Raw genomic sequence first — 19,900 nt, forward strand, 5'->3', positions numbered from 1 at the left:
AGGAAGAATTTTGTGCGAAAAGCATTTATTTAGGAGGTAATGTTATGGGATATTCAATTCGTATGGACAGGGTAAAACCTTCCGCAATCAGAAGCGTGCAGAAAAGAATCGCAAGTAAACAGGGTGTCATTTCTTTTGCAGCGGGTCTGCCTGATCCAGATCTGTTCCCTATGGATGATCTGAAAAAATCCACCATGGAAATGATCGAAAAGAAAGGTAAACAGGCTTTCCAGTATGGTCTTTCCAAAGGTAATCGAGAACTGCTTCAGGTTTTGGCAGAAAGAATGCAGAGAAAAGAAGGCGTAGATGCGAAACCGGAAAACATTGTTGTGACCACTGGTTCTCAGCAGGGGCTGGCAATGACGGCTATGCTGTTCCTGGATGAAGGCGACATCGTTGTAGCAGAAAACCCTAGCTATCTGGGTGGTATCAATGCTTGCCGTCCTTATGGATGCAGCTTCTTGGGTGTAGATACCGATGAAGATGGCATTGTGATCTCTGATCTGGAACGTGTGCTGGCAGAAAATCCCAAAGTAAAACTGCTGTATGTGATTCCTAATTTCCAGAATCCTACTGGCAGAGCATGGACACTGGAAAGAAGAAAACAGTTCATGGAAGTTATCAACCGCTATGATGTGGTTGTTATTGAAGACAATCCTTATGGCGAAATCCGTTTCAAAGGGGAACACATCCCTTGCCTGAAATCTATGGATACCATGGGCAAAGTCATTTATCTGGGCTCCTGCTCCAAAATCCTCTGTCCTGGTCTGCGCGTAGCATGGATTTGTGCAGCTCCTGAACATGCAGTGATGTACGAAAGACTGAAAGAAAGTCTGGACCTGCAGTGTAACGAATTTGCTCAGCTTCAGGTTGTAGAATATATGAAAAACTACGATGTGGAAGGACATATCCGCAAAATCCAGGCTGCTTATAAAGAAAAGTGCGATCTGATGCTGTCCTTGATGGAAGAAAACTTCCCCGCAAGCGTGAAATTTACACGCCCTGAAGGTGGTATGTTCATTTGGGTGGAACTGCCTGAAGGTCTGGATGCAGATGGCATTCTGGATGAAGCTGTAGAAGCAGGTGTAGCGTATATTCCCGGTGAGTTCTTCTATGCAAATGATGGTGCGAAAAATGCAATGCGCCTGAATTTCACAACTGTATCAGAAGAACAGATTCGCAAAGGGATTGTTTTGTTGGCAGATGTATTGAAAAAACATGCTTGATATCTTTAGGAGGTAAGGATAGCAATAAGGAGGAATCAGGATGGAATTAGGTGACACTGGAAAGAGAAAACAACCGAATATCATTGTTGCCTTAGTACCTTTGATAACAGTCATTGTTTTGTTGGTGTGCTGTCAGCTGTTTTTAAACATTGAAATCCATTTTCCTTTGTTGTTGGGAACAATTGCAGGGGCACTGATTGGTGTATTTTATTTGAAGTACCCTTGGCATGAAATTGAAAAAGGAATTTTTGATTCAATTTACTCTGCAATGCAGCCGATTTTGATCACAGGGATCATTGGTTTTATCATTGGTGCATGGATTTCCGGCAGAATTGTACCAGCCATTGTATATTATGGGCTAAAAGTGTTATCACCTGATTTTTTCTTGGTCACTTCCATGGTGATTTGTTCATTGGTAAGTATTGCCACCGGCAGTTCCTGGACAACTGCAGGGACTGTCGGGTTGGCATTGGTTGGTGTCGGTACTGGGTTGGGCATTCCGGCACCTATGGTGGCAGGTGCCGTCATTTCCGGCGCTTACTTTGGAGATAAAATGTCTCCTTTTTCAGAAACGACAAATCTTGCCCCTGCAATTGCTGGATCTACACTGTTTGATCATATCCGACATATGGCATATACAACGGGTACAAGCTATGTATTAGCAATGATTGGTTTTATGATTTTAAACAAAAATTATTCTGCTGATACAGTAGATGCAATAGAGATTCAAAAGATGTTGGCAGCTCTAGATACGTCTTTTGTCATTTCTCCACTTTTGATATTGCCTTTGGTATTCATTATTTTCATGGTTACTTTTAAAATTCCCGCGATTCCAGGTTTAATGTTAAGCGTATTTATGGGCGTGTTTTGTGCCATCTTTGTACAGGGACATGATATCAGTTCTGTGGGATATGTTTTGCAGTATGGTTATATCAGTGAGACCGGAAATGCCATGGTAGATGAATTGCTAACCCGCGGCGGTCTTCAGTCTATGATGTGGACATTATCGTTGATTTTATGTTCTTTGAGCTTTGGTGGGGTTATGAGCGTAACAGGTATGCTGGAAACCATTGCAAAGAATATCTTGAAATTTGCAAAAAGCGTTGGTTCTCTGATTTTTTCAACGATTTGTACCTGTATTTTTATGAATCTTGCATCTGGTGAACAATATCTGTCTTTATTGATCACAGGAAAAATGTTTCAAGAAGAATATGAAAAAAGGGGTTTGGTGCCACAAAATCTGTCCAGAGCGCTGGAAGATGGCGGGACTTTGACTTCTCCTTTGATTCCTTGGTGTACCTGTGCAGTGGCTATGAGCACATATTTAGGTGTTAATACACTGGATTATTTGCCTTACTGTCTTTTGAATTTGATTAATCCAGTGGTTTCAATCATTTTTGGATTTACAGGAATTACGATTTTAAAAAGCAGTGATTTATCTGCAAAAAAAGAAAAATAAACATTTTGAGGAGGCGTATGTATGGAAAAGAAATCATTAAAGCTGCCAATTACTCTGTTGGTGCTGGGCGCATGTTGGTCCATCGTATATATCATTCCGTTTATCCAGTATATCTGGTATGATCCTTTTCAGCAGTTTATGAATGCAACCAATACACAGATGGGTCTGTTGATTACGATCTATGGATTCGGGAATGTATTTGGCGCACCTATCGGTGGTTGGATTGCTGACCGATTCAACTATAAGTATATTTATGTAGGTTCCGTGCTTTTGAACGGTATTTTTACTCTTATTTTCGTAATGTATCCTACATATTTCATGGCTGTATTGATGTGGATTGGTTTTGCCATTGCCAGCCTGCTGATGAACTATCCAACACATATCAAGATGATCCGTGATTTGACAACAGACGAAAACCAGGGCAAAATCTTCGGTATGAATGAAACATGTATCGGTATTTTCAACATTGTTTTCAATGCGGTAATGATGGTTTTCTACATGAAATTTATGGAAGGCGTTGCAGGTCTGAAAGCAGCTATGATCAGTATTGCGGTACTTTCCTTTGTATTGACAGGGATTGCTATGATCGTATTGGATAATCCCAAAGAAAAAATTGCGGCAGAACGTGCGAAAAAAGCAGCAGAAGCTAAAGTAAAAAAAGAAAACAAATGTGGTTGCTGACTTCTTGATGATTATGAAACAGCCTGCAACTTGGCTGGTTGCAATCTCTATCTTCGCAGTTTATTCCTTCCTGACAACATTGACTTATTTCACACCGTACTTCACAGATGTATTGGGTGTTGCAGTTACATTCTCCGGCGGCGTTGCGATTTTAAGACAGCATGGTATGACTCTGCTGGGCGCACCCATTGGCGGTATCCTGACTGATAAAGTGGGGTCTCCTTCCAAAGTGCTGTTGGGTGTATATGCAATTGGTATTTTGGGCTTAGGTTATCTGCTGGTTGCAGATGCAGGTGTAGCAGCACAGCTGCTGATTGCGCTGACATTGATTATGTCCGCAGCAGTATACATCGGACGCGGGGCTTATTATGCTACGATTACAGAAGCGGGTGTATCTAGAAACTTGACTGCATCTACAATTGGGATTGCAGCAGCGGTAGGTTTTTCTCCTGACCTGTTCCAGTTTACACTGTTTGGCTATTGGCTGGATACTTTAGGAACACAGGCATATACTTATATGTTTATCTTCCAGGCAGTCGTTCTGGTGATTGGCGCACTGGCAGCGCTGAAGATTCTGCATATCAAAAAGAAAAATTCTCAAAATGTGTGTGCAGTAGCAGAAGCAGAATAAATTGAATTTATTAATAGAATACAATGCGAAAAAAAGACTTTTGTTTCATACAAAAGTCTTTTTCCTATCATATGTGCCCAAAGAAATCGAAAAAGTAAGGAGGTTTGTGTTATGGAATCTTATGATTTTTTGTTATTTGTTGCAATTATATTGCTTTCTACTAAAATATTCAGTTTGCTGTCCCGAAAGGTAAATATGCCACAGGTTGTTGGCGCATTATTGGTCGGGGTGTTATTGGGTCCGAGTTGTTTGAATATATTGCATGAAACGGATTTTTTGACGAAGTCGGCAGAAATCGGCGTAATCTTTTTGATGTTTTTGGCTGGCTTAGATACAGATTTTGATGGCTTGAAAGCGACAGGAAAGTCTTCAGTGATCATTGCTTTTGTAGGAGTACTGATCCCATTGGGAAGTGGATTTTTAACATATTATCTATTTTTCCATGGTCAAAGACCAGATACAATGATTTTTTTGGAAAGTGCTTTTGTAGGTATCGTATTAACGGCAACATCTGTAAGTATTACCGTGGAAACTTTGCGCGAGATGGGCAAGTTAAAAGGCAAAATGGGAACATCGATCTTGGGTGCAGCCATTATTGACGATATTTTGGGCATTATTGCATTGACAGTGATAACCAGTTTCACAGTTCCCGGAGTAGATATTATGGTGGTATTGCTGAAGATCTTATTGTTCTTTGTATTTATTGCAGTTTGCGGCTTTTTTGTATTTCGTCTGTTCCGCAAGTTGGAAATCGTATACGGAACGAAAAGAAGAGTGGCAATTTATGCTGTGGCATTTTGTTTGCTTCTGTCCTACATTTCAGAAGTTTATTTTGGAGTTGCAGATATTACAGGAACCTATTTTGCAGGTTTGATCCTTTGCAATGTTACAGAAACAAAATCCTACATTGCTTCTAAAATCAATATTACATCTTATATGTTTTTTACCCCAATATTTTTTGCAAGCATAGGGATTAAGACTGTTATTACAGGAATGTCCCAAGAATTGATATTATTTACGCTTGCCTTGTTGATTGTTGCCATATTGTCTAAAATTGTTGGATGTGGTCTTGGGGCAAAAATTTGTGGCTTTTCCAACATGGATTCCCTTGCCATTGGCGTTGGAATGATTTCTCGTGGTGAGGTTGCACTGATTGTAGCACAAAAGGGGGAACAGGCAGGACTTATTTCGCCAACGTTATTCCCTGCCATCGTGTTGGTGGTTATCGTTACTACTTTGATAACGCCTATTCTTTTGAAGGCAGTTGTTTATATGAAGGAGCAAAAACAGGTGGATGCTATTGTAGCAAGGTGATGAAAAAGACACATAAAAAGGAATTGCAAAAGCAGACTGGATAAAATCATAGAAAAAAGAAAGAAAGCTGGAATCCTTATAAACAAAGGTTTCTGGCTTTCTTTTTTATTAGGAGTTTATATGCTGTGTTTTTTTGAAGAGCACTATCCCAATTCCTCTTACAGAAATTAGTGAAAATGCTGCTTTCCTAAATTAAAATTTTTTTAGAATGCACCTTTTTGGGGATTTTGCTTGCCAAAAGGCAGAAATATGGTTATAATAAAACGGTTCATAATTTTGTAAACATTTCTTCACAATTTCGTAAAGGAGATGATTGTATGAAACGGCTGGTAGGTGTAGCCGTAACAGCACTGCTGTCTGTCAGTGTTTGTTTTACAGCCTTCGGGGCAGTTTCGACCAATGCTTCCCCTTGGGCAGTGCCTCATATGGAACAGGCATATTCTTTGCAATTGATTACAGCACCTTTGCTTCAGCAGGCACAGGATACCATGACAAGAGTAGAATTCAGTGAAATTGCGGTGGCTTTTTATGAAAAAGTAACAGGCACAACAGCGCCTATGCCGAAAGAAAATCCTTTTTCCGACTGCGATGAACCAGCAGCATTAAAAGCGTATGGGTTGGGCATCATTGCTGGTGTGGAACCTGGAACATTTGCGCCGGAAAATCCACTGACAAGAGAACAGATGGCAATCATGCTGGTGCGTACATTGGAAAAAGTTGGCGTTGATATGTCCCTGTATGCAAAGAAAAATCCATTTACAGATACCAAAAACATCAGCGCAACAACAGTATCTTATATTGATAAGGCTTATGGAGCCGGTTTGATCTCTGGCTATCAGAACGGAACATTTGCCCCCAAAAATACATTGAAAGTACAGGAAGCAGTCACTGCGTTTCTGAGTGCCTATACCTTTTATGAAGGCGTACAGAGTGGTACTTCTGTACCCAAAGGCGACGCGTTAATGGCAAAAACAGTTGCCATTAACGGTAAAGAGCTGACATTGGGACAGACAATTGAAGAAGTGCAGGCAACATTTGGCGCTCCCACACGAATTGACGAAACAGTCTATGGTTTGGATCGCTATATTTACGCAGGGGATGGATATTTCTGGGTAACATTTGAAAATGATGCTGCTGTGGAATTTTTCACACCATCCAGCAAGTTCCAGTATCAAGGAATTCAAGGTGGGACAGTGCTGAATGATGCATCTCATGTGGATAGCATCAGTAATGTGGATCATTGTGCAGTATTGAATGGGGAATATGCTTCTGCCAGAATTCCTCTGGATTATGAAAATCAGATTTGTGGATTGCTCTTGCAGACAAAGGAATTTGTATCAAAAGATGCCTTGACTGGTTCTTTGAGTGGTGCACAGAAAACTGACATTGAAAAAGAACTGCTGGAAATCATCAATATCCAGAGACAAGAAGCGGGGCTGGCAGCCTTAACGGAAAACGAAGGCTTAGACCAGACTGCATCTGCCCATAGTACAGAAATGGTCAAAGAAAAATATTTTGATTATAAAAGCAAAGACGGAAAGACACCCTTCCAGCGTATGATGGAAAACAATGTGCAGTTCCATACTGCTTCGGAAGTCATTGCAACCACACGCGGTGATGTGGTACAACTTTATACAGAATTGCTCCGTACTGCTGCGAAACACAACAGCATCATGGATAGCACCATGACACAGGCAGGTATTGGCGTTGCAAATGACGGCAAAGTCCTGTATCTGACCATTGATCTGTGTAACGGATAAAAAGCACTTTCAGTCAGAAGAAAAAGACCTCATTTTCCCAAAGCAACTTCCCCTTAAGAAAACATTGATTTTCCTTTTCTTGATTTCTTAAGGGAGATTGAGATGGCTGTCTTCATAAGAAAGCATAACAAATTAAATCTTCAAAAAATAAGAAAGCCAAAATCCTTTGTAATCATAAGGGTTTTGGCTTTCTTTGTTTTCTTATGAAGATGCCTCTAATGAGGTTTTTTTATTTGAAAATGAAAAGGCATTGCGATTCCATGGAAAGAAGTCACAATGCCTTTATTTATGTTGAAATATTACAGATTTTTGGGAGGTCTGGGACCTTCGAACTGGTAGTAGTCTGTTTTGATGCGACCATTGAACAGTTTCCGCTTCCGATCGGCTTTTCTGCCAAAGAGAGATTCAAAGTATTCCATGGAAGTGATAAGGTAAGTGGACCAAGTGGGGTTTTCTTTCATGATGCCACCCAAAGCACGGTACATGTTTTCCACTTCCTTCAATTCGCCGATACGTTCGCCATAAGGAGGGTTGGTAATCATGACGCCATATTTCCCGGGCAATACAATTTCCTGGCATGGTTTTACTTCAAAGGTGATGCAGTCATCCACGCCGGCTTTTTCCGCATTGGCTTTTGCCAGTTCAATGGCATCCGGGTCAATATCACTGCCGTAGATTTCGGGCATAACATCATAGTCGATTGCCTGATATGCTTCTACACGGGCTTTTTTCCACAGGTCTTTGCCAATGCGTTCCCATTCTTCAGAAGCAAATTTGCGATGGATACCGGGGGCAATGTTCCGGGCAATCATGGCAGCTTCGATGGGAATGGTGCCGGAACCGCAGAAAGGGTCCAGCAGAATGCGGTTTTTCCGCCAGTAGCTAAGCTGGATCATGGCAGAAGCCAGTGTTTCTTTCAAAGGCGCATCCAGTGCGTTTGCACGGTATCCGCGCATGTGCAGACCGGAACCGCTGGTATCAATGGCAAGGGTAACAACGTCTTTCAAAATGCCTACCTGAATGGTGTAGGAGGCACCTGTTTCATCGAACCAGTCCGTGTGATAAGTTTGTTTCAGCTTTTCTACAACGGCTTTTTTGACGATTGCCTGACAGTCAGATACGCTGAACAGGGTAGATTTTACAGATTTACCGACAACAGTAAATTTGCCGTCCTCAGGAATCCAGTCTGCCCAGGGCAGTGCTTTTGTCTGGTCGAAAAGCTCTGTAAAAGTAACTGCCTTGAATGTACCCATTTTTACCCAGACACGTCCTGCACAGCGCAGCCACATGTTGGCTTTCACGATATCGGCTTCTGTGCCAGTAAATTCTACTTTCCCGTCAGATGTTTTGATATTTTCAAATCCAAGAGCCTGACATTCCCGTTTCACAACGGCTTCCAGACCGAATGTAGTTGTTGCGATCAAATTGATAGACATAGTAATTCTCCGTTTCATATCTGATTGTATTCTTACCTTATTATGATAAAGCACAGCAAAGGGGTGTGTCAAGGGCGGCACTGCCGGCTTTTCCGGGAAAAATGGTATGAATGCAGGAAAAATTCTTGAATTTCCATGGAAAACAAGATATGATAGTACAGATAAAACTTGAGCGGAAATGAGGTAAGATATGTATAAATTATTAAAAACTTGCGGCAGAGCAAAACGAGGGGAATTCCATACTCCTCATGGTGTCATTCAAACACCGGTATTCATGAACGTAGGGACTATTGCAGCCATCAAAGGTGCCCTTTCCACAGAGGACTTGGAAAGAGTAAAATGTCAGGTGGAATTGTCCAATACTTATCATCTGCATGTGCGTCCTGGTGATGAGATCATCAAAAAACTAGGTGGTCTTCATAAATTTATGGTTTGGGACAAGCCCATTCTGACTGACTCCGGCGGATTTCAGGTGTTTTCCCTGACCACACTGCGGAAAATCACGGAAGAAGGCGTTTACTTCAGCTCCCATGTAGATGGCAGAAAAATCTTTATGGGTCCCGAAGAAAGCATGCGCATTCAGTCTAATCTGGGTTCTACCATTGCTATGGCATTCGATGAATGCATTGGTATTCCTGCGGAACGTACTTATGTAGAAAATTCCGTAGCCCGTACCACACGCTGGTTGGAACGCTGCAAAAAGGAAATGGCACGCTTGAACTCTCTGGATGATACCATCAATAAACAGCAGATGCTCTTTGGTATCAATCAGGGTGCAACTTATGAAGATATCCGTATTGAACATGCAAAGCGTATTGCAGAAATGGACTTGGACGGCTATGCTATCGGCGGTCTGGCAGTAGGGGAATCTCATGCAGAAATGTACCACATCATTGAAGAAGTGGTGCCTTATCTGCCTCAGAACAAACCTACCTATCTGATGGGTGTTGGCACACCGGAAAATATTCTGGAAGCGGTGGAACGTGGTGTGGACTTCTTTGACTGTGTCCTGCCTTCCAGAAACGGCAGACATGCACATGTTTATACCAATGCAGGCAAACTGAATCTGATGAATGCAAAATATGAGCTGGATGAAAGACCCATCGACGAAACATGTACTTGTCCTGCTTGCTCCAGATATTCCAGAGCCTATATTCGTCATTTGTTCAAAGCAAAAGAAATGCTGGCAATGCGTCTGTGCGTTCTGCATAATTTGCATTTCTTCAATACTATGATGGAAGAAATCCGTCAGGCAATGGACGAAGACCGTTTCCCTCAGTACAAAAAAGAAAAACTGGAAGGCTTTCGCAGAAACGGTATGTAAGAAGGCTTGACGTGTTTTCAAAACTCGGATATAATATTTTTACTGTGTTTTTCAGAATTTAACAACGTTAGGAGAGAAGGAAATGAACAGCTTAACAGCATTTTTGCTGGACGTCAGCACTACCGTTTCTTCCGGTAGCGGCGAAGCAGCAACACAGAGCACACAGCAGGCAAGCGGCGGCTTGTTTGGTAACATGAATGGCATCACACTGGTTATCTTCTACTGCGTAGCACTGGTAATTATTATGTATTTCCTGTCCTTCAGACCTACTCAGAAAAGAGAAAAGGCTCTGGCAGAACAGAGAAATGCGATTCAGATTGGTGACATGGTTGTAACAAATGCAGGGATGTACGGTAAAGTTGTTGACACAACTTACGACTGCTTCATCATCGAATTCGGTCTGAACAAAGGCGTGCGTGTTCCTGTTGCAAGAGGCGAAGTTTACGGCAAGAGAGAACCCAATATGACAAATGAAGCACCTCCTGAAGAAGAAAAGCCCAAGAAAAAAGGTCTTTTCAGAAGAGGCTAATGATTTTTTGAAAATCAAACTGGTAAAAATCAGCAGATGTGTTGCAAGAAAAAGCAATACATCTGCTTTTTTGTTTGTGTTATGACGACATATGTATTTTTGCAGAATGAATACAATATTCAATTTTTCAAAAATAATACATTTTTTTTGTATATAGTTTACAAAACGCGGGTATAGTCGGGTTATTTTATTGACAATAATGGATAGATATTGTAAACTGAAAACGGATATGTTGTCCATGTCATGGGCAATCATTCCTGTTTAGTCCAATTTTATAACAAGAAAGGGAGATCGACTATGAAGAAATTGCTTTCTCTGTTGCTGACTTCCGCTCTGACAGTTGCCATGTTGGCAGGCTGTGGTGGCGGCGGCGACACAACAACCACTGAAACAGCAGATACTGGTGACGGAAAAGTTTACAATGTCTGCAACCTGGTAAACGGTAACCTGGGTGACAAATCTTTCTTTGACTCTGCAGAAGCAGGTCTGAAAGAACTGCAGGATGCCGGCAGAATTACTTACACAACCATTGAAATGGGCGGTACAACAGAAGATGAAGCAAAATGGCAGGGTTATTTGGATGAAGTTTCTGCTTCCGGCGAATATGACCTGATCGTTGTTGGTACTTTCCAGATGCCTGAATATCTGAAAAACGTATCCGAAAAATATCCTGATCAGAAATACCTGATCTATGATGACACAACATACGAACTGCCTAACGTAGTAAATCTGAGCTATGCACAGAACGACCTGGGTTACATGGTAGGTGCTTATGCAGCAGCTATGACAACAGCTACAGACGTTGAAAAAATCAACGAAGATGCAGTTATCGGTTTTGTTGGCGGCGTAGACAGCCCCGTAATCAACGACTTCCTGTATGGTTACATTCTGGGTGCACAGTCTATAAATCCTGACATCAAAGTTGATACAAGATATATTGGTAACTACATCGATCCTGCAAAAGGCAAAGAACTTGCAGAATCCATGATCAACGACAACAACTGTGATATCATCTGGGGTGTAGCTGGTAACGCTGGTAACGGCGCTGCAGAAGCATGTCTGGAAACAGGTAAAGCATATTTCATCGGCGTTGACTCTGACCAGGAATCCACATTCTCCGCTGAAATGGCTGCTATCACTCTGACATCCGGTCTGAAAAACATCGGCGACTCTCTGGTATGGTTCTTCGATGAATGGGATGCAGGCAACGAATACTGGGGTCAGCATATCCTGATCGGTATCAATGAAGGCGGCGTTGGTCTGGTAACAGACAAGAACTATGACAAGATTTCTCCTGACAGCGTAAAAGAAACAGTTGATGCAACTGTTGCAGCTGTTACAAATGGCGAAGTTGAAGTTCCTACCGCTATCGGCGATACAACAAACGCAGTTGTAGAACTGAGAGAATCTGTAAGACCTTAATTTCATACGAAACCATAAGTTCGCTGAAAATAATCAAAAACTAAGGGGGCTGAACAGCCCCCTTTTTTTTCATAGTACCTCTGCAGATTGAAAAAATCTTTTAGTTGCCCAGTGCAGAAAAGACTTTTTGAAGATGCAGAATCTTTGCCAATGATGCAGACGATATAGAAGGAGGGGACCCGATTATGGCTGACAATGAATACGTTGTGCAAATGAAGGGAATTACCAAGGTTTATCCCAATGGTATTGCTGCCAATCAGGGTGTTGATTTTAACGTCAAACGAGGAGAAATTCATGCTCTGATGGGCGAAAATGGTGCGGGTAAATCCACACTGATGAAAATGCTGTTCGGTTTGGAACAGCCCACAGAAGGTGAAATTTATGTAAATGGAGAAAAAGTTTCTCTCACATCACCTACTGTAGCGATTTCCAAAGGAATCGGTATGGTACATCAGCACTTTATGCTGGTACCCAATCTGACCGTAGCGGAAAATATGGTCCTGGGCATGGAACCGAAACATAAGGGTATGTTTATGGACTATAAGAAAGCTGTTGAGATTACGGAAGAATATGCGAAAAAGTATAATCTGCATGTAGATCCCAATGCGAAAGTCAGAGATATCCCTGTAGGGATGAAACAGAAAGTAGAAATTTTGAAAGCACTGGTACGTGGTGCGAAAATCCTGATCCTGGACGAACCCACAGCGGTATTGACTACACAGGAAACAGAAGAACTGTTCAAAGAACTGATTCACTTAAAAGAACAGGGTTACACCATGATCTTTATTTCTCATAAGCTCCATGAAATCAAGCAGATCACAGACCGCTTGACTATCATGCGCAGCGGGAAATCCATGGGTGTTTACCAGACAGCGGATATTTCCAAAGAAGAAATTTCTCGACTGATGGTTGGTCGTGATGTTATCCTGACAGTGGAAAAAGATCAGGCACAGCCCACAGACGTGGTACTTCGTGTACGTGATTTGGAATATACCAATGAATGGAATAAGAAAATGCTCAATAAGCTTTCCTTTGACGTGCGCAAAGGCGAAATTCTGGGGATTGCCGGCGTAGAAGGCAATGGTCAGAGAGAACTGGTAGATATGCTGTTCAATCTGAATACTCCTGATAGCGGTACTGCTACCGTAAACGGTCAGAGCGTCATTGGTCAGCCTCAGCGCAAGATTCGTGATCTGGGCGTTTCCCTGATTCCAGAAGACCGTATGACATTCGGTATGGCTGGAACAGCAACCATTGAAGAAAACCTTATGAGTGACCGTTCTGCTGATAACAAATACAACAATGGTCCTTTGTTCAACATGAAGAAAATGCATGAGGACAGTGACCAGCTCATCAAAGACTATAAAGTCCTTTGTAAGAGCAGAAATCAGCAGGTAGGCATGCTTTCCGGTGGTAATATTCAGAAAGTTGTCGTAGCAAGAGAATTCTCCGCAGACCCTATTTTGATCATTGCCGACCAGCCTACACGAGGCATTGACGTCGGCGCTACAGAATTCATTCGGAAAAAACTGGTAGAACTGAGCCGTGCAGGCGCAGCTGTTTTGCTGGTATCTGCCGACCTGAATGAAGTTATGGAATTGTCTGATAGCTTGATCATTATGTACAATGGCGGCATCGCAGCATATTTTGAAGATACAACATCTCTGACTGACGCAGTCATGGGTGAATATATGCTGGGCTTGAAACAGCAGAGCGATGAAGAAGTAAGGAGGGTTCAGCATGGGGAATAAACAAAAGCTGAAGTTTGAATTCATGCGCGGCTTTGTGGCCATTGCCATTGCCATTGCCGTAGCATTCATATTTATTTTCATTTGTGCGGATGATCCGGCAAAAGCGCTGAACTGTTTGCTGATTCGTCCTATCATCAGCAATGGCGCATTGAACGTTTCATCTATTTTAACAATTTTGGGACGCATGACACCCATTATCTTTACTGGTCTGGCGGTTTGCGTTATGTTCTCTGCAAACCAGTTCAACCTTGCAGGTGAAGGTACTGTAATGGCAGGTGGTTTCGTAGCAGCTCTGCTGGCAATTTATGTACCTATGGCAGCTGGTCTGCATCCAGTAGTATGTATCCTGGTTGGCGCTGTTGTAGGCGGTCTGCTGATGCTGATCCCTGCTATCGCGAAAGTGAAACTGAATGCCAGTGAAATGGTTTGCTCCCTGATGCTGAACTACGTTGTGTTGTATGTTATCATGCACTTCCTGAGCAACGTATTTGCAGACAGAAGCCAGGGCTCTACACAGACATATCCTTTCCTGGAAACAGCGAAGGTTGCAAAAATGGTACCCGGTACCGAACTGACATGGGGCTTTGTCATTGCGATCATTGCAACAATCCTGGTAGGTTTCTTCATGTATCGTACACGTTGGGGCTACACCATCCGTATGATCGGTATCAATGAATCTTTCTCCAAATACTCCGGTATGAGAGTTGGTGGCGTAATTGTCCTTTCTCAGGTAATCGGCGGCGTACTGAGTGGTATGGGCGGTGCCATCGAAGTATTGGGCAGATACAACACATTCCTGTGGAAAGATCTGCCTGGCTATGGTTGGACAGGTATCACCGTTGCTATTCTGGCAAAGAACAATCCTTTGGCAATTCCTTTTGCAGCATTGTTCATTGCATATCTGAACCGTGGTTGTGAATTGATGTCTATTTATGCAAGCGTACCTGCGGAAATGATCGATATTATCCAGGCAGTTATCTTCCTGTTCTTCGCGGCTGAACAGTTCATGTCCAAGACAAGACAGAAGATGGTTGTTAAGGAAACAAAAGAAGAACTTGCAAAAAAACAGCAGGAAGCAGCAGTGGAAGGGGGTAACGCATAATGTTGGAACAGATTTTTAGCATGATTTTCACAACAAGCTTTGGTTACTCTATTATCCGTATCACATCTCCCATTCTGTTTGCAGCTCTTGCAGCGGTCGTAGCAGAAAAAGCTGGCGTTACTAATATCGGTTTGGAAGGTATTATGATGATCTCCGCACTGTTTGGTGTATTGTTCGCTTACTGGACAAGCTATTGGTGGGTAGGCGTCATTGGTGCAGTTGTGGTAGGTATCATTCTGGCATTGATTATCGGTATCTTTGCTTTGAAATTAAAAACAGATATCATCCTTGCCGGGATCGCCATTAACTTGGTTGGTTCAGGCGGTACCATTTTCTTGCTGTACCTGTTCACAGGTCTGAAAGGGAACACAGCCAGCCTGACAACACCTGGTATGCTGACACCTAAGATTAATATTCCTATTTTGGAAAGCATCCCTGTTTTGGGACCTATTTTCTCTGGTCATTCCATTTTGACTTATGTGGCATTCATTCTGGTTTTCCTGGTTTGGGTGCTGCTGTATAAAACAGCTATTGGTCTGCAGATTCGTGCTGTAGGTGAAAACTCCAATGCGGCAGACAGCGTTGGTATCAGTGTATTGAAAATCCAGTATATCGCACTGGGTATCTCCGGTGCTCTGTCTGGTCTGGGCGGCGCTTATATGTCCATGTACTACTCTCAGAGCTGGAATACCGGTATCGTTGCTGGTCGTGGTTTCATCGCTCTGGCTGCACAGGCTATGGGACAAGGGGAACCTCTTGGCACCATGTTTGCATCCCTGTTCTTCGGTTTTGCCAGCGCTCTTGGCAATAAGATGGAAGGTATGCAGGGCTTCTCTTCCTTCCTGGTATCCGCAATTCCTTATGTGGCAACCATTATCGGTTTGATCTTGTATGCGGCAACACAGGTAAGACGTGTAAAACGTGTGAAAAATAACGGAAAAAAGAAAAACGCAGAAGCAAAATAATTTGAAATGACATTGTTTCTGGAAAAAGTCGGAACGTTTTACGCTCCGGCTTTTTCAAAAGAAAAAAATATATGTGGAGGAAAAATTATGAAAAGAATTCCCATTATTCTGGATGGAGATCCGGGACATGATGACGCAATTGCATGGGTTCTCGCAAAAGGCAGCCCTATGCTGGATATCCGTGGTGTTACATCTGTATGCGGCAATCAGACCATCGAAAAAACAACATATAATGCACAGCGTATCTGTACATTGATTGATTTACATGTACCTACTGCTATGGGACGGCTTAGACCACTGATTTCTGATCCCATTATCGCACCTACTGTGCATGGGGAAAGCGGTCTGGATGGTCCAGCATTGCCGGAACCCGATTTTGAACTGGAAGATATGGATGCAGTAACACTGATGGCAAAACTGATTCAGGAAAGTGATGAACCGATTACACTGGTTCCCACTGGTCCTTTGACAAACGTTGCTGCATTGCTGATGGCATATCCTGAACTGAAAGAAAAGATTGCTAGAATTTCCCTTATGGGCGGAGGCGTGCAGTATGGTAACTGGACACCTGCGGCAGAATTTAATATTCTGGTTGACCCGGAAGCGGCAGCCGTTGTCTTTGAATCCGGTATTCCTATTATCATGGCAGGTCTGGATGTTACAGAAAAAGCAATGATCTTCCCGGAAGACTTTGAACGGATTCGTGCCCTTGGCAACCATGTAGCTGTTATCGTAGCAGATTGGCTGGAATTTTTCTATCAGTTCCATAGAAGCCTTGGCTACGAAGGTGCGCCCGTACATGATGCCGTTGCAGTGGCAGCACTTCTGCGTCCCGAAATCATGGAATCTCAGGATCTGTATGTGCAGGTAGAAACTGCCGGAGATTTCTGTAAAGGTGCTACAGTGGCAGACTTTAACGGCGCTCTTGGCAAAGCACCTAACGCAAAAGTGTTGATGGGTATTGACCGTCAGGCTTTTGTAGACTTGTTGGCAGAAGCAATTGCAACTTATGGGGAGGGAAAAGCATGAATCGGATACCTGTAATCATTGACTGTGATCCCGGTGTGGACGATACCGCGGCACTGCTGCTGGCGTGCCAGATGCCGGAATTGGATATTCGCGCGGTAACAACTGTAGCGGGAAATGTTGGACTGGATAAAACAACAGCCAACGCAAAACGTGTACGTCGTGTGATTGGTGCGGATTTCCCCATTTACCGCGGCGCAGATAAGCCTATGTTCCGTGAACTGCATACAGCAGCAGAATTCCATGGTGCAGATGGTTTTGGCGGTGTAGAACTTCCCATTCCTGACGATGTTTTGCCGGAAGAAAAAGCATGGGATGCTATTTATCGTATCGCCAAAGAATTGAATGGGGAACTGGTGCTCATTGCCGTTGGTCCTATGACAAATGTGGGCATTGCTCTGGCAAAATATAAAGAATTGCCTAAGCTCATCAAAAAGATTGTTATCATGGGCGGTGCTGCCATTGGCGGCAATGTGACTCCTGCGGCAGAATTCAACATTTATGTTGACCCAGAAGCAGCAGATATGATGTTCTGCAGTGGTATTCCTGTACATATGTGTGGGCTGGATGTGACGATGAAAGCTTATGCAACCAAGGATGAGCTGGAAGAGATTGCGGCATTTGGCACACCTCAGGCAAAGCTGTTCCATGATGTCCTGCAGAAAGGTCTGGAAAAATATATCGGTTGGGGCAGAGCAGGTGTTGCGCTCCACGATCCCGCAGCAGTGCTTTATACCGTTTATCCCGAAATGTTCACAGCAGAAGAAGCTGGCGTACGTGTGGAAACAAAGGGTCCTTTGACTGTTGGCAAAACAGTGACAGACCTTTACAGCGATAAACAGTTTGACGATCATAATGCTTTTGTGGTAACAAATGTAGACAGAGAAGCTTTTATCGGAAAAATCAAAGAACTGATCAAAAAATATTGAGATGGAGCGGTCTTCTGTATGGAAGGCCGCTTTTTGCATCGATAGGAGGAGATTTCTATGAAAAAAATTGGGTTTATTGGTATTGGTGTTATGGGATGTGCCATGGCATCTAATTTGATGAAAAAAGGGTATGAATTGACCGTTTATACAAGAACGAAACAGAAAGCGGAAGTCCTGCTGGAAAAAGGCGCAAAATGGTGTGATACAGCAGCGGACTGCGCCAAAGGGCAGGATGCAGTGATTACTATGGTTGGATTTCCCAATGATGTGGAAGAAGTTTATTTTGGCGAAAGCGGAATTTTTTCTGCAGCGGAAGAAGGGACTTATCTCATCGATATGACAACAACCAGCCCCAAACTGTCTGTGAAGATTTACAACGCAGCAAAGGAAAGAAAAATGCACGCATTGGATGCGCCTGTCAGCGGCGGCGATACTGGTGCAAAAAATGGTACTTTGTCCATTATGGTTGGCGGCGATCGGGAAGCCTTTGATGCATGCCACGACATTTTTGCCGCTATGGGCACAAACATCATTTATGAAGGCCCTGCCGGATGTGGTCAACATACAAAAATGGCAAACCAGATTGCGTTGGGTGGCGCCATTTCCGGTGTATGCGAAGCGCTGGCTTATGCGAAAGCAGTTGGCTTAGATCAGCAGACCATGCTGGACAGCATTTCCGCAGGTGCAGCCGGCAGCTGGCAGATGACCAATATGGCACCACGGATTTTAAAAGGTGACGATGCACCTGGATTTTACATCAAGCATTACATCAAAGATATGCGCATTGCAGTAGAAGAAAGTCAGGAAGTACATCTGGATTTGAAAATGCTGAATTCTGTTTTGGAAATGTATGAAAAATTGGCAGAATCCGGCATGGCAAATCTTGGTACTCAGGCATTGTATCATTACTACGGAGAAGAAAAGTAAGATTTTTGTCAGGGATTGTTTGCTTTTTTTGAAAAGAAAGATATGTTATAATCAAATTAGAAAATGATTGCCATTGGCATTTGAAAATGTGACAGAATTCGATAGGGGGGAATTCTATGGATACGAGCTCAATCTTTGGTTTCATCGTAGCACTTTATGCGTCTTTGACAACCTGTGCTGTTCCGCCATCAGATTTGCCTGCACAGCAGCAGGAACAGACAGCAATTGTGGCAGAACAGGAAACGCAGGAGCCGGCAGAACCGGAAGTGCAGCCCATTTATGATCCTGTTGCAACACCAAAACAGCCCACAGTAAATGCGGCAAATGTAGGTTACAATGACAAAAAATCCTGGTGGTTCCGCAGAAATGCTGACCATTTGCCGCCTTCTGCACAGGATGAAATTGCCATTGGGAATTATGATGCTTATTACCTGGGAGATACCCAGCATAAAGTTATTTATCTGACTTTTGATGAAGGATACGAAAATGGGTATACTTCTAAAATTCTGGACATTCTGAAAGCCAATGATGTGAAAGCGGCATTTTTTGTTACAAAAAGCTATATGGAAGACCAGCCTGAATTGGTGAAACGAATGGTCGCAGAAGGGCATATTGTGGGAAACCATTCTGTGTCCCATCCCAATATGTCCGACTTGAGCAATGAACAAATTTTGGCAGAGCTCAATGGATGTGCAGCGTATTATAAAGAATTGACAGGTCAGGAAATGCCCAAGTATTTCCGTCCGCCAGAAGGTGTTTACAGCATCCGTTCTCTGGAACAGACAAAGGCAGCAGGATATAAAACCATTTTTTGGAGCTTTGCCTACAATGACTGGGACCCTGCCAATCAGCCGGGCACACAGGCAGCCTATGATATGGTTATGAACAATTATCATAATGGTAGCATTATGCTGCTCCATGCGGTTTCTCAATCCAATACGGAAGCGTTGGATCAGATTTTGAAAGACCTGAAGGCAAAGGGGTATGTATTCCAGACATTGGATCAGCTTCCCCCTGCTACATCCATCGGTCAGTGATGTTTTGATGTAATAGAATTCGTTATAAGAAAATAAATAAAGCTGGAATCCTTTTTGAGGATTCCAGCTTTATTTATTGGTGAATCCAATCATAACCACGCCTAAAAGACGTGGTTTGCACTAGCCCTATAAGGGCTTATTAAGAGCCAGCGCCTAAATGACGCTGGCTTTCACTTCGTTCAAGCCTTGGTGGTATGATTATCTGCTACCCTTAAAAGGGTCTTCATACTCTTTTGTATTCAACTTATCTTCAATTTGATCTTGTTTTTCCTGTTCTCTGATATATTTTTGAATCGTTGCTGTATTTAAACCGACTGTACTTACATAATATCCTGTTGCCCAGAAATTCCTATTTCCGAATTTATACTTCAGATTTGCATG

18 protein-coding genes are annotated in these 19,900 nt (G+C 42.8%); 16 read left to right on the forward strand and 2 right to left on the reverse strand.

Going from position 1 to position 19,900, the window contains the following annotated elements; all coding sequences use genetic code 11:
* Positions 1 to 44 precede the first annotated feature (44 nt).
* The 6 genes from BUB35_RS10265 to BUB35_RS10285 all read left to right on the forward strand — a co-directional run bounded on the left by BUB35_RS10265 (position 45) and on the right by BUB35_RS10285 (position 7,071).
* Positions 45 to 1,226, forward strand: a complete 1,182-nt coding sequence (locus BUB35_RS10265; protein ID WP_072851426.1) for an aminotransferase-like domain-containing protein — start codon at positions 45 to 47, stop codon at positions 1,224 to 1,226.
* A 40-nt stretch (positions 1,227 to 1,266) separates the two neighbouring features.
* Positions 1,267 to 2,685 (forward strand): Na+/H+ antiporter NhaC, encoded by a 1,419-nt coding sequence (gene nhaC, locus BUB35_RS10270; protein ID WP_072851428.1) that lies wholly within the window; start codon positions 1,267 to 1,269, stop codon positions 2,683 to 2,685.
* 21 nt (positions 2,686 to 2,706) lie between these two features.
* Positions 2,707 to 3,366, forward strand: a complete 660-nt coding sequence (locus tag BUB35_RS18540) for an MFS transporter (protein WP_084730646.1) — start codon at positions 2,707 to 2,709, stop codon at positions 3,364 to 3,366.
* A gap of 4 nt (positions 3,367 to 3,370) precedes the next feature.
* Positions 3,371 to 3,997, forward strand: a complete 627-nt coding sequence (locus BUB35_RS18545; protein ID WP_143158972.1) for an MFS transporter — start codon at positions 3,371 to 3,373, stop codon at positions 3,995 to 3,997.
* Between the two features lie 111 nt (positions 3,998 to 4,108).
* Positions 4,109 to 5,311, forward strand: coding sequence for a cation:proton antiporter (locus tag BUB35_RS10280; protein WP_072851430.1), 1,203 nt, complete (start codon positions 4,109 to 4,111; stop codon positions 5,309 to 5,311).
* A gap of 317 nt (positions 5,312 to 5,628) precedes the next feature.
* The gene (locus BUB35_RS10285; protein ID WP_072851432.1) at positions 5,629 to 7,071 is read left to right on the forward strand and encodes an S-layer homology domain-containing protein; all 1,443 of its coding nucleotides are present in this window, start codon (positions 5,629 to 5,631) and stop codon (positions 7,069 to 7,071) included.
* Positions 7,072 to 7,370: 299 nt separating this feature from the next.
* Here BUB35_RS10285 and BUB35_RS10290 read toward each other — a convergent pair whose 3' ends face one another.
* The gene (locus BUB35_RS10290; RefSeq protein ID WP_072851434.1) at positions 7,371 to 8,507 is read right to left on the reverse strand and encodes a THUMP domain-containing class I SAM-dependent RNA methyltransferase; all 1,137 of its coding nucleotides are present in this window, start codon (positions 8,505 to 8,507) and stop codon (positions 7,371 to 7,373) included.
* A gap of 190 nt (positions 8,508 to 8,697) precedes the next feature.
* Between BUB35_RS10290 and tgt the strand changes: the two genes are divergently transcribed.
* From tgt to pdaA, 10 genes are all read left to right on the forward strand, one after another.
* Entirely contained in the window at positions 8,698 to 9,831 is a 1,134-nt protein-coding gene (gene tgt / locus BUB35_RS10295; RefSeq protein WP_072851436.1) for a tRNA guanosine(34) transglycosylase Tgt, read from the forward strand.
* 82 nt (positions 9,832 to 9,913) lie between these two features.
* Positions 9,914 to 10,360: a preprotein translocase subunit YajC gene (yajC, locus tag BUB35_RS10300; protein ID WP_072851438.1), complete on the forward strand. Its 447-nt coding sequence runs from the start codon at positions 9,914 to 9,916 to the stop codon at positions 10,358 to 10,360.
* Between the two features lie 297 nt (positions 10,361 to 10,657).
* Positions 10,658 to 11,782 (forward strand): BMP family ABC transporter substrate-binding protein, encoded by a 1,125-nt coding sequence (locus tag BUB35_RS10305; RefSeq protein WP_072851440.1) that lies wholly within the window; start codon positions 10,658 to 10,660, stop codon positions 11,780 to 11,782.
* 185 nt (positions 11,783 to 11,967) lie between these two features.
* On the forward strand, positions 11,968 to 13,533 hold the full coding sequence (locus tag BUB35_RS10310; protein ID WP_072851442.1) for an ABC transporter ATP-binding protein: 1,566 nt from the start codon (positions 11,968 to 11,970) through the stop codon (positions 13,531 to 13,533).
* Complete coding sequence (locus tag BUB35_RS10315) at positions 13,523 to 14,635, forward strand: ABC transporter permease (protein ID WP_072851445.1); 1,113 nt, start codon at positions 13,523 to 13,525, stop codon at positions 14,633 to 14,635. The genes BUB35_RS10310 and BUB35_RS10315 overlap by 11 nt, the downstream gene beginning before the upstream one ends.
* Positions 14,635 to 15,600, forward strand: coding sequence for an ABC transporter permease (locus tag BUB35_RS10320; RefSeq protein WP_072851447.1), 966 nt, complete (start codon positions 14,635 to 14,637; stop codon positions 15,598 to 15,600). Before BUB35_RS10315 ends, BUB35_RS10320 begins: the two co-directional genes overlap by 1 nt.
* A gap of 87 nt (positions 15,601 to 15,687) precedes the next feature.
* Complete coding sequence (locus BUB35_RS10325) at positions 15,688 to 16,629, forward strand: nucleoside hydrolase (RefSeq protein WP_072851449.1); 942 nt, start codon at positions 15,688 to 15,690, stop codon at positions 16,627 to 16,629.
* Positions 16,626 to 17,555: a nucleoside hydrolase gene (locus BUB35_RS10330; protein ID WP_072851451.1), complete on the forward strand. Its 930-nt coding sequence runs from the start codon at positions 16,626 to 16,628 to the stop codon at positions 17,553 to 17,555. Before BUB35_RS10325 ends, BUB35_RS10330 begins: the two co-directional genes overlap by 4 nt.
* A 57-nt stretch (positions 17,556 to 17,612) precedes the next feature.
* The gene (locus tag BUB35_RS10335) at positions 17,613 to 18,482 is read left to right on the forward strand and encodes an NAD(P)-dependent oxidoreductase (RefSeq protein ID WP_072851453.1); all 870 of its coding nucleotides are present in this window, start codon (positions 17,613 to 17,615) and stop codon (positions 18,480 to 18,482) included.
* A 116-nt stretch (positions 18,483 to 18,598) separates the two neighbouring features.
* Positions 18,599 to 19,519: a delta-lactam-biosynthetic de-N-acetylase gene (pdaA, locus tag BUB35_RS10340; RefSeq protein WP_072851455.1), complete on the forward strand. Its 921-nt coding sequence runs from the start codon at positions 18,599 to 18,601 to the stop codon at positions 19,517 to 19,519.
* A gap of 198 nt (positions 19,520 to 19,717) precedes the next feature.
* Here pdaA and BUB35_RS10345 read toward each other — a convergent pair.
* On the reverse strand, positions 19,718 to 19,900 hold a 183-nt coding region (locus tag BUB35_RS10345; RefSeq protein WP_200777594.1), incomplete at its 5' end, for a transposase.

Origin of the sequence: Anaerotignum lactatifermentans DSM 14214, from assembly GCF_900142265.1 — a bacterium.
In the GTDB taxonomy this organism is placed as follows: domain Bacteria; phylum Bacillota; class Clostridia; order Lachnospirales; family Anaerotignaceae; genus Anaerotignum; species Anaerotignum lactatifermentans.

What these genes read in the sequence shown, in the direction of transcription:
- BUB35_RS10265 (WP_072851426.1), top strand. Translation starts at nt 45, where the DNA reads ATGGGATATTCAATTCGTATGGACAGGGTAAAACCTTCCGCAATCAGA.
- nhaC (WP_072851428.1), top strand. Translation starts at nt 1,267, where the DNA reads ATGGAATTAGGTGACACTGGAAAGAGAAAACAACCGAATATCATTGTT.
- BUB35_RS18540 (WP_084730646.1), top strand. Translation starts at nt 2,707, where the DNA reads ATGGAAAAGAAATCATTAAAGCTGCCAATTACTCTGTTGGTGCTGGGC.
- BUB35_RS10280 (WP_072851430.1), top strand. Translation starts at nt 4,109, where the DNA reads ATGGAATCTTATGATTTTTTGTTATTTGTTGCAATTATATTGCTTTCT.
- BUB35_RS10285 (WP_072851432.1), top strand. Translation starts at nt 5,629, where the DNA reads ATGAAACGGCTGGTAGGTGTAGCCGTAACAGCACTGCTGTCTGTCAGT.
- BUB35_RS10290 (WP_072851434.1), bottom strand. Translation starts at nt 8,507, where the DNA reads ATGTCTATCAATTTGATCGCAACAACTACATTCGGTCTGGAAGCCGTT.
- tgt (WP_072851436.1), top strand. Translation starts at nt 8,698, where the DNA reads ATGTATAAATTATTAAAAACTTGCGGCAGAGCAAAACGAGGGGAATTC.
- yajC (WP_072851438.1), top strand. Translation starts at nt 9,914, where the DNA reads ATGAACAGCTTAACAGCATTTTTGCTGGACGTCAGCACTACCGTTTCT.
- BUB35_RS10305 (WP_072851440.1), top strand. Translation starts at nt 10,658, where the DNA reads ATGAAGAAATTGCTTTCTCTGTTGCTGACTTCCGCTCTGACAGTTGCC.
- BUB35_RS10310 (WP_072851442.1), top strand. Translation starts at nt 11,968, where the DNA reads ATGGCTGACAATGAATACGTTGTGCAAATGAAGGGAATTACCAAGGTT.
- BUB35_RS10315 (WP_072851445.1), top strand. Translation starts at nt 13,523, where the DNA reads ATGGGGAATAAACAAAAGCTGAAGTTTGAATTCATGCGCGGCTTTGTG.
- BUB35_RS10320 (WP_072851447.1), top strand. Translation starts at nt 14,635, where the DNA reads ATGTTGGAACAGATTTTTAGCATGATTTTCACAACAAGCTTTGGTTAC.
- BUB35_RS10325 (WP_072851449.1), top strand. Translation starts at nt 15,688, where the DNA reads ATGAAAAGAATTCCCATTATTCTGGATGGAGATCCGGGACATGATGAC.
- BUB35_RS10330 (WP_072851451.1), top strand. Translation starts at nt 16,626, where the DNA reads ATGAATCGGATACCTGTAATCATTGACTGTGATCCCGGTGTGGACGAT.
- BUB35_RS10335 (WP_072851453.1), top strand. Translation starts at nt 17,613, where the DNA reads ATGAAAAAAATTGGGTTTATTGGTATTGGTGTTATGGGATGTGCCATG.
- pdaA (WP_072851455.1), top strand. Translation starts at nt 18,599, where the DNA reads ATGGATACGAGCTCAATCTTTGGTTTCATCGTAGCACTTTATGCGTCT.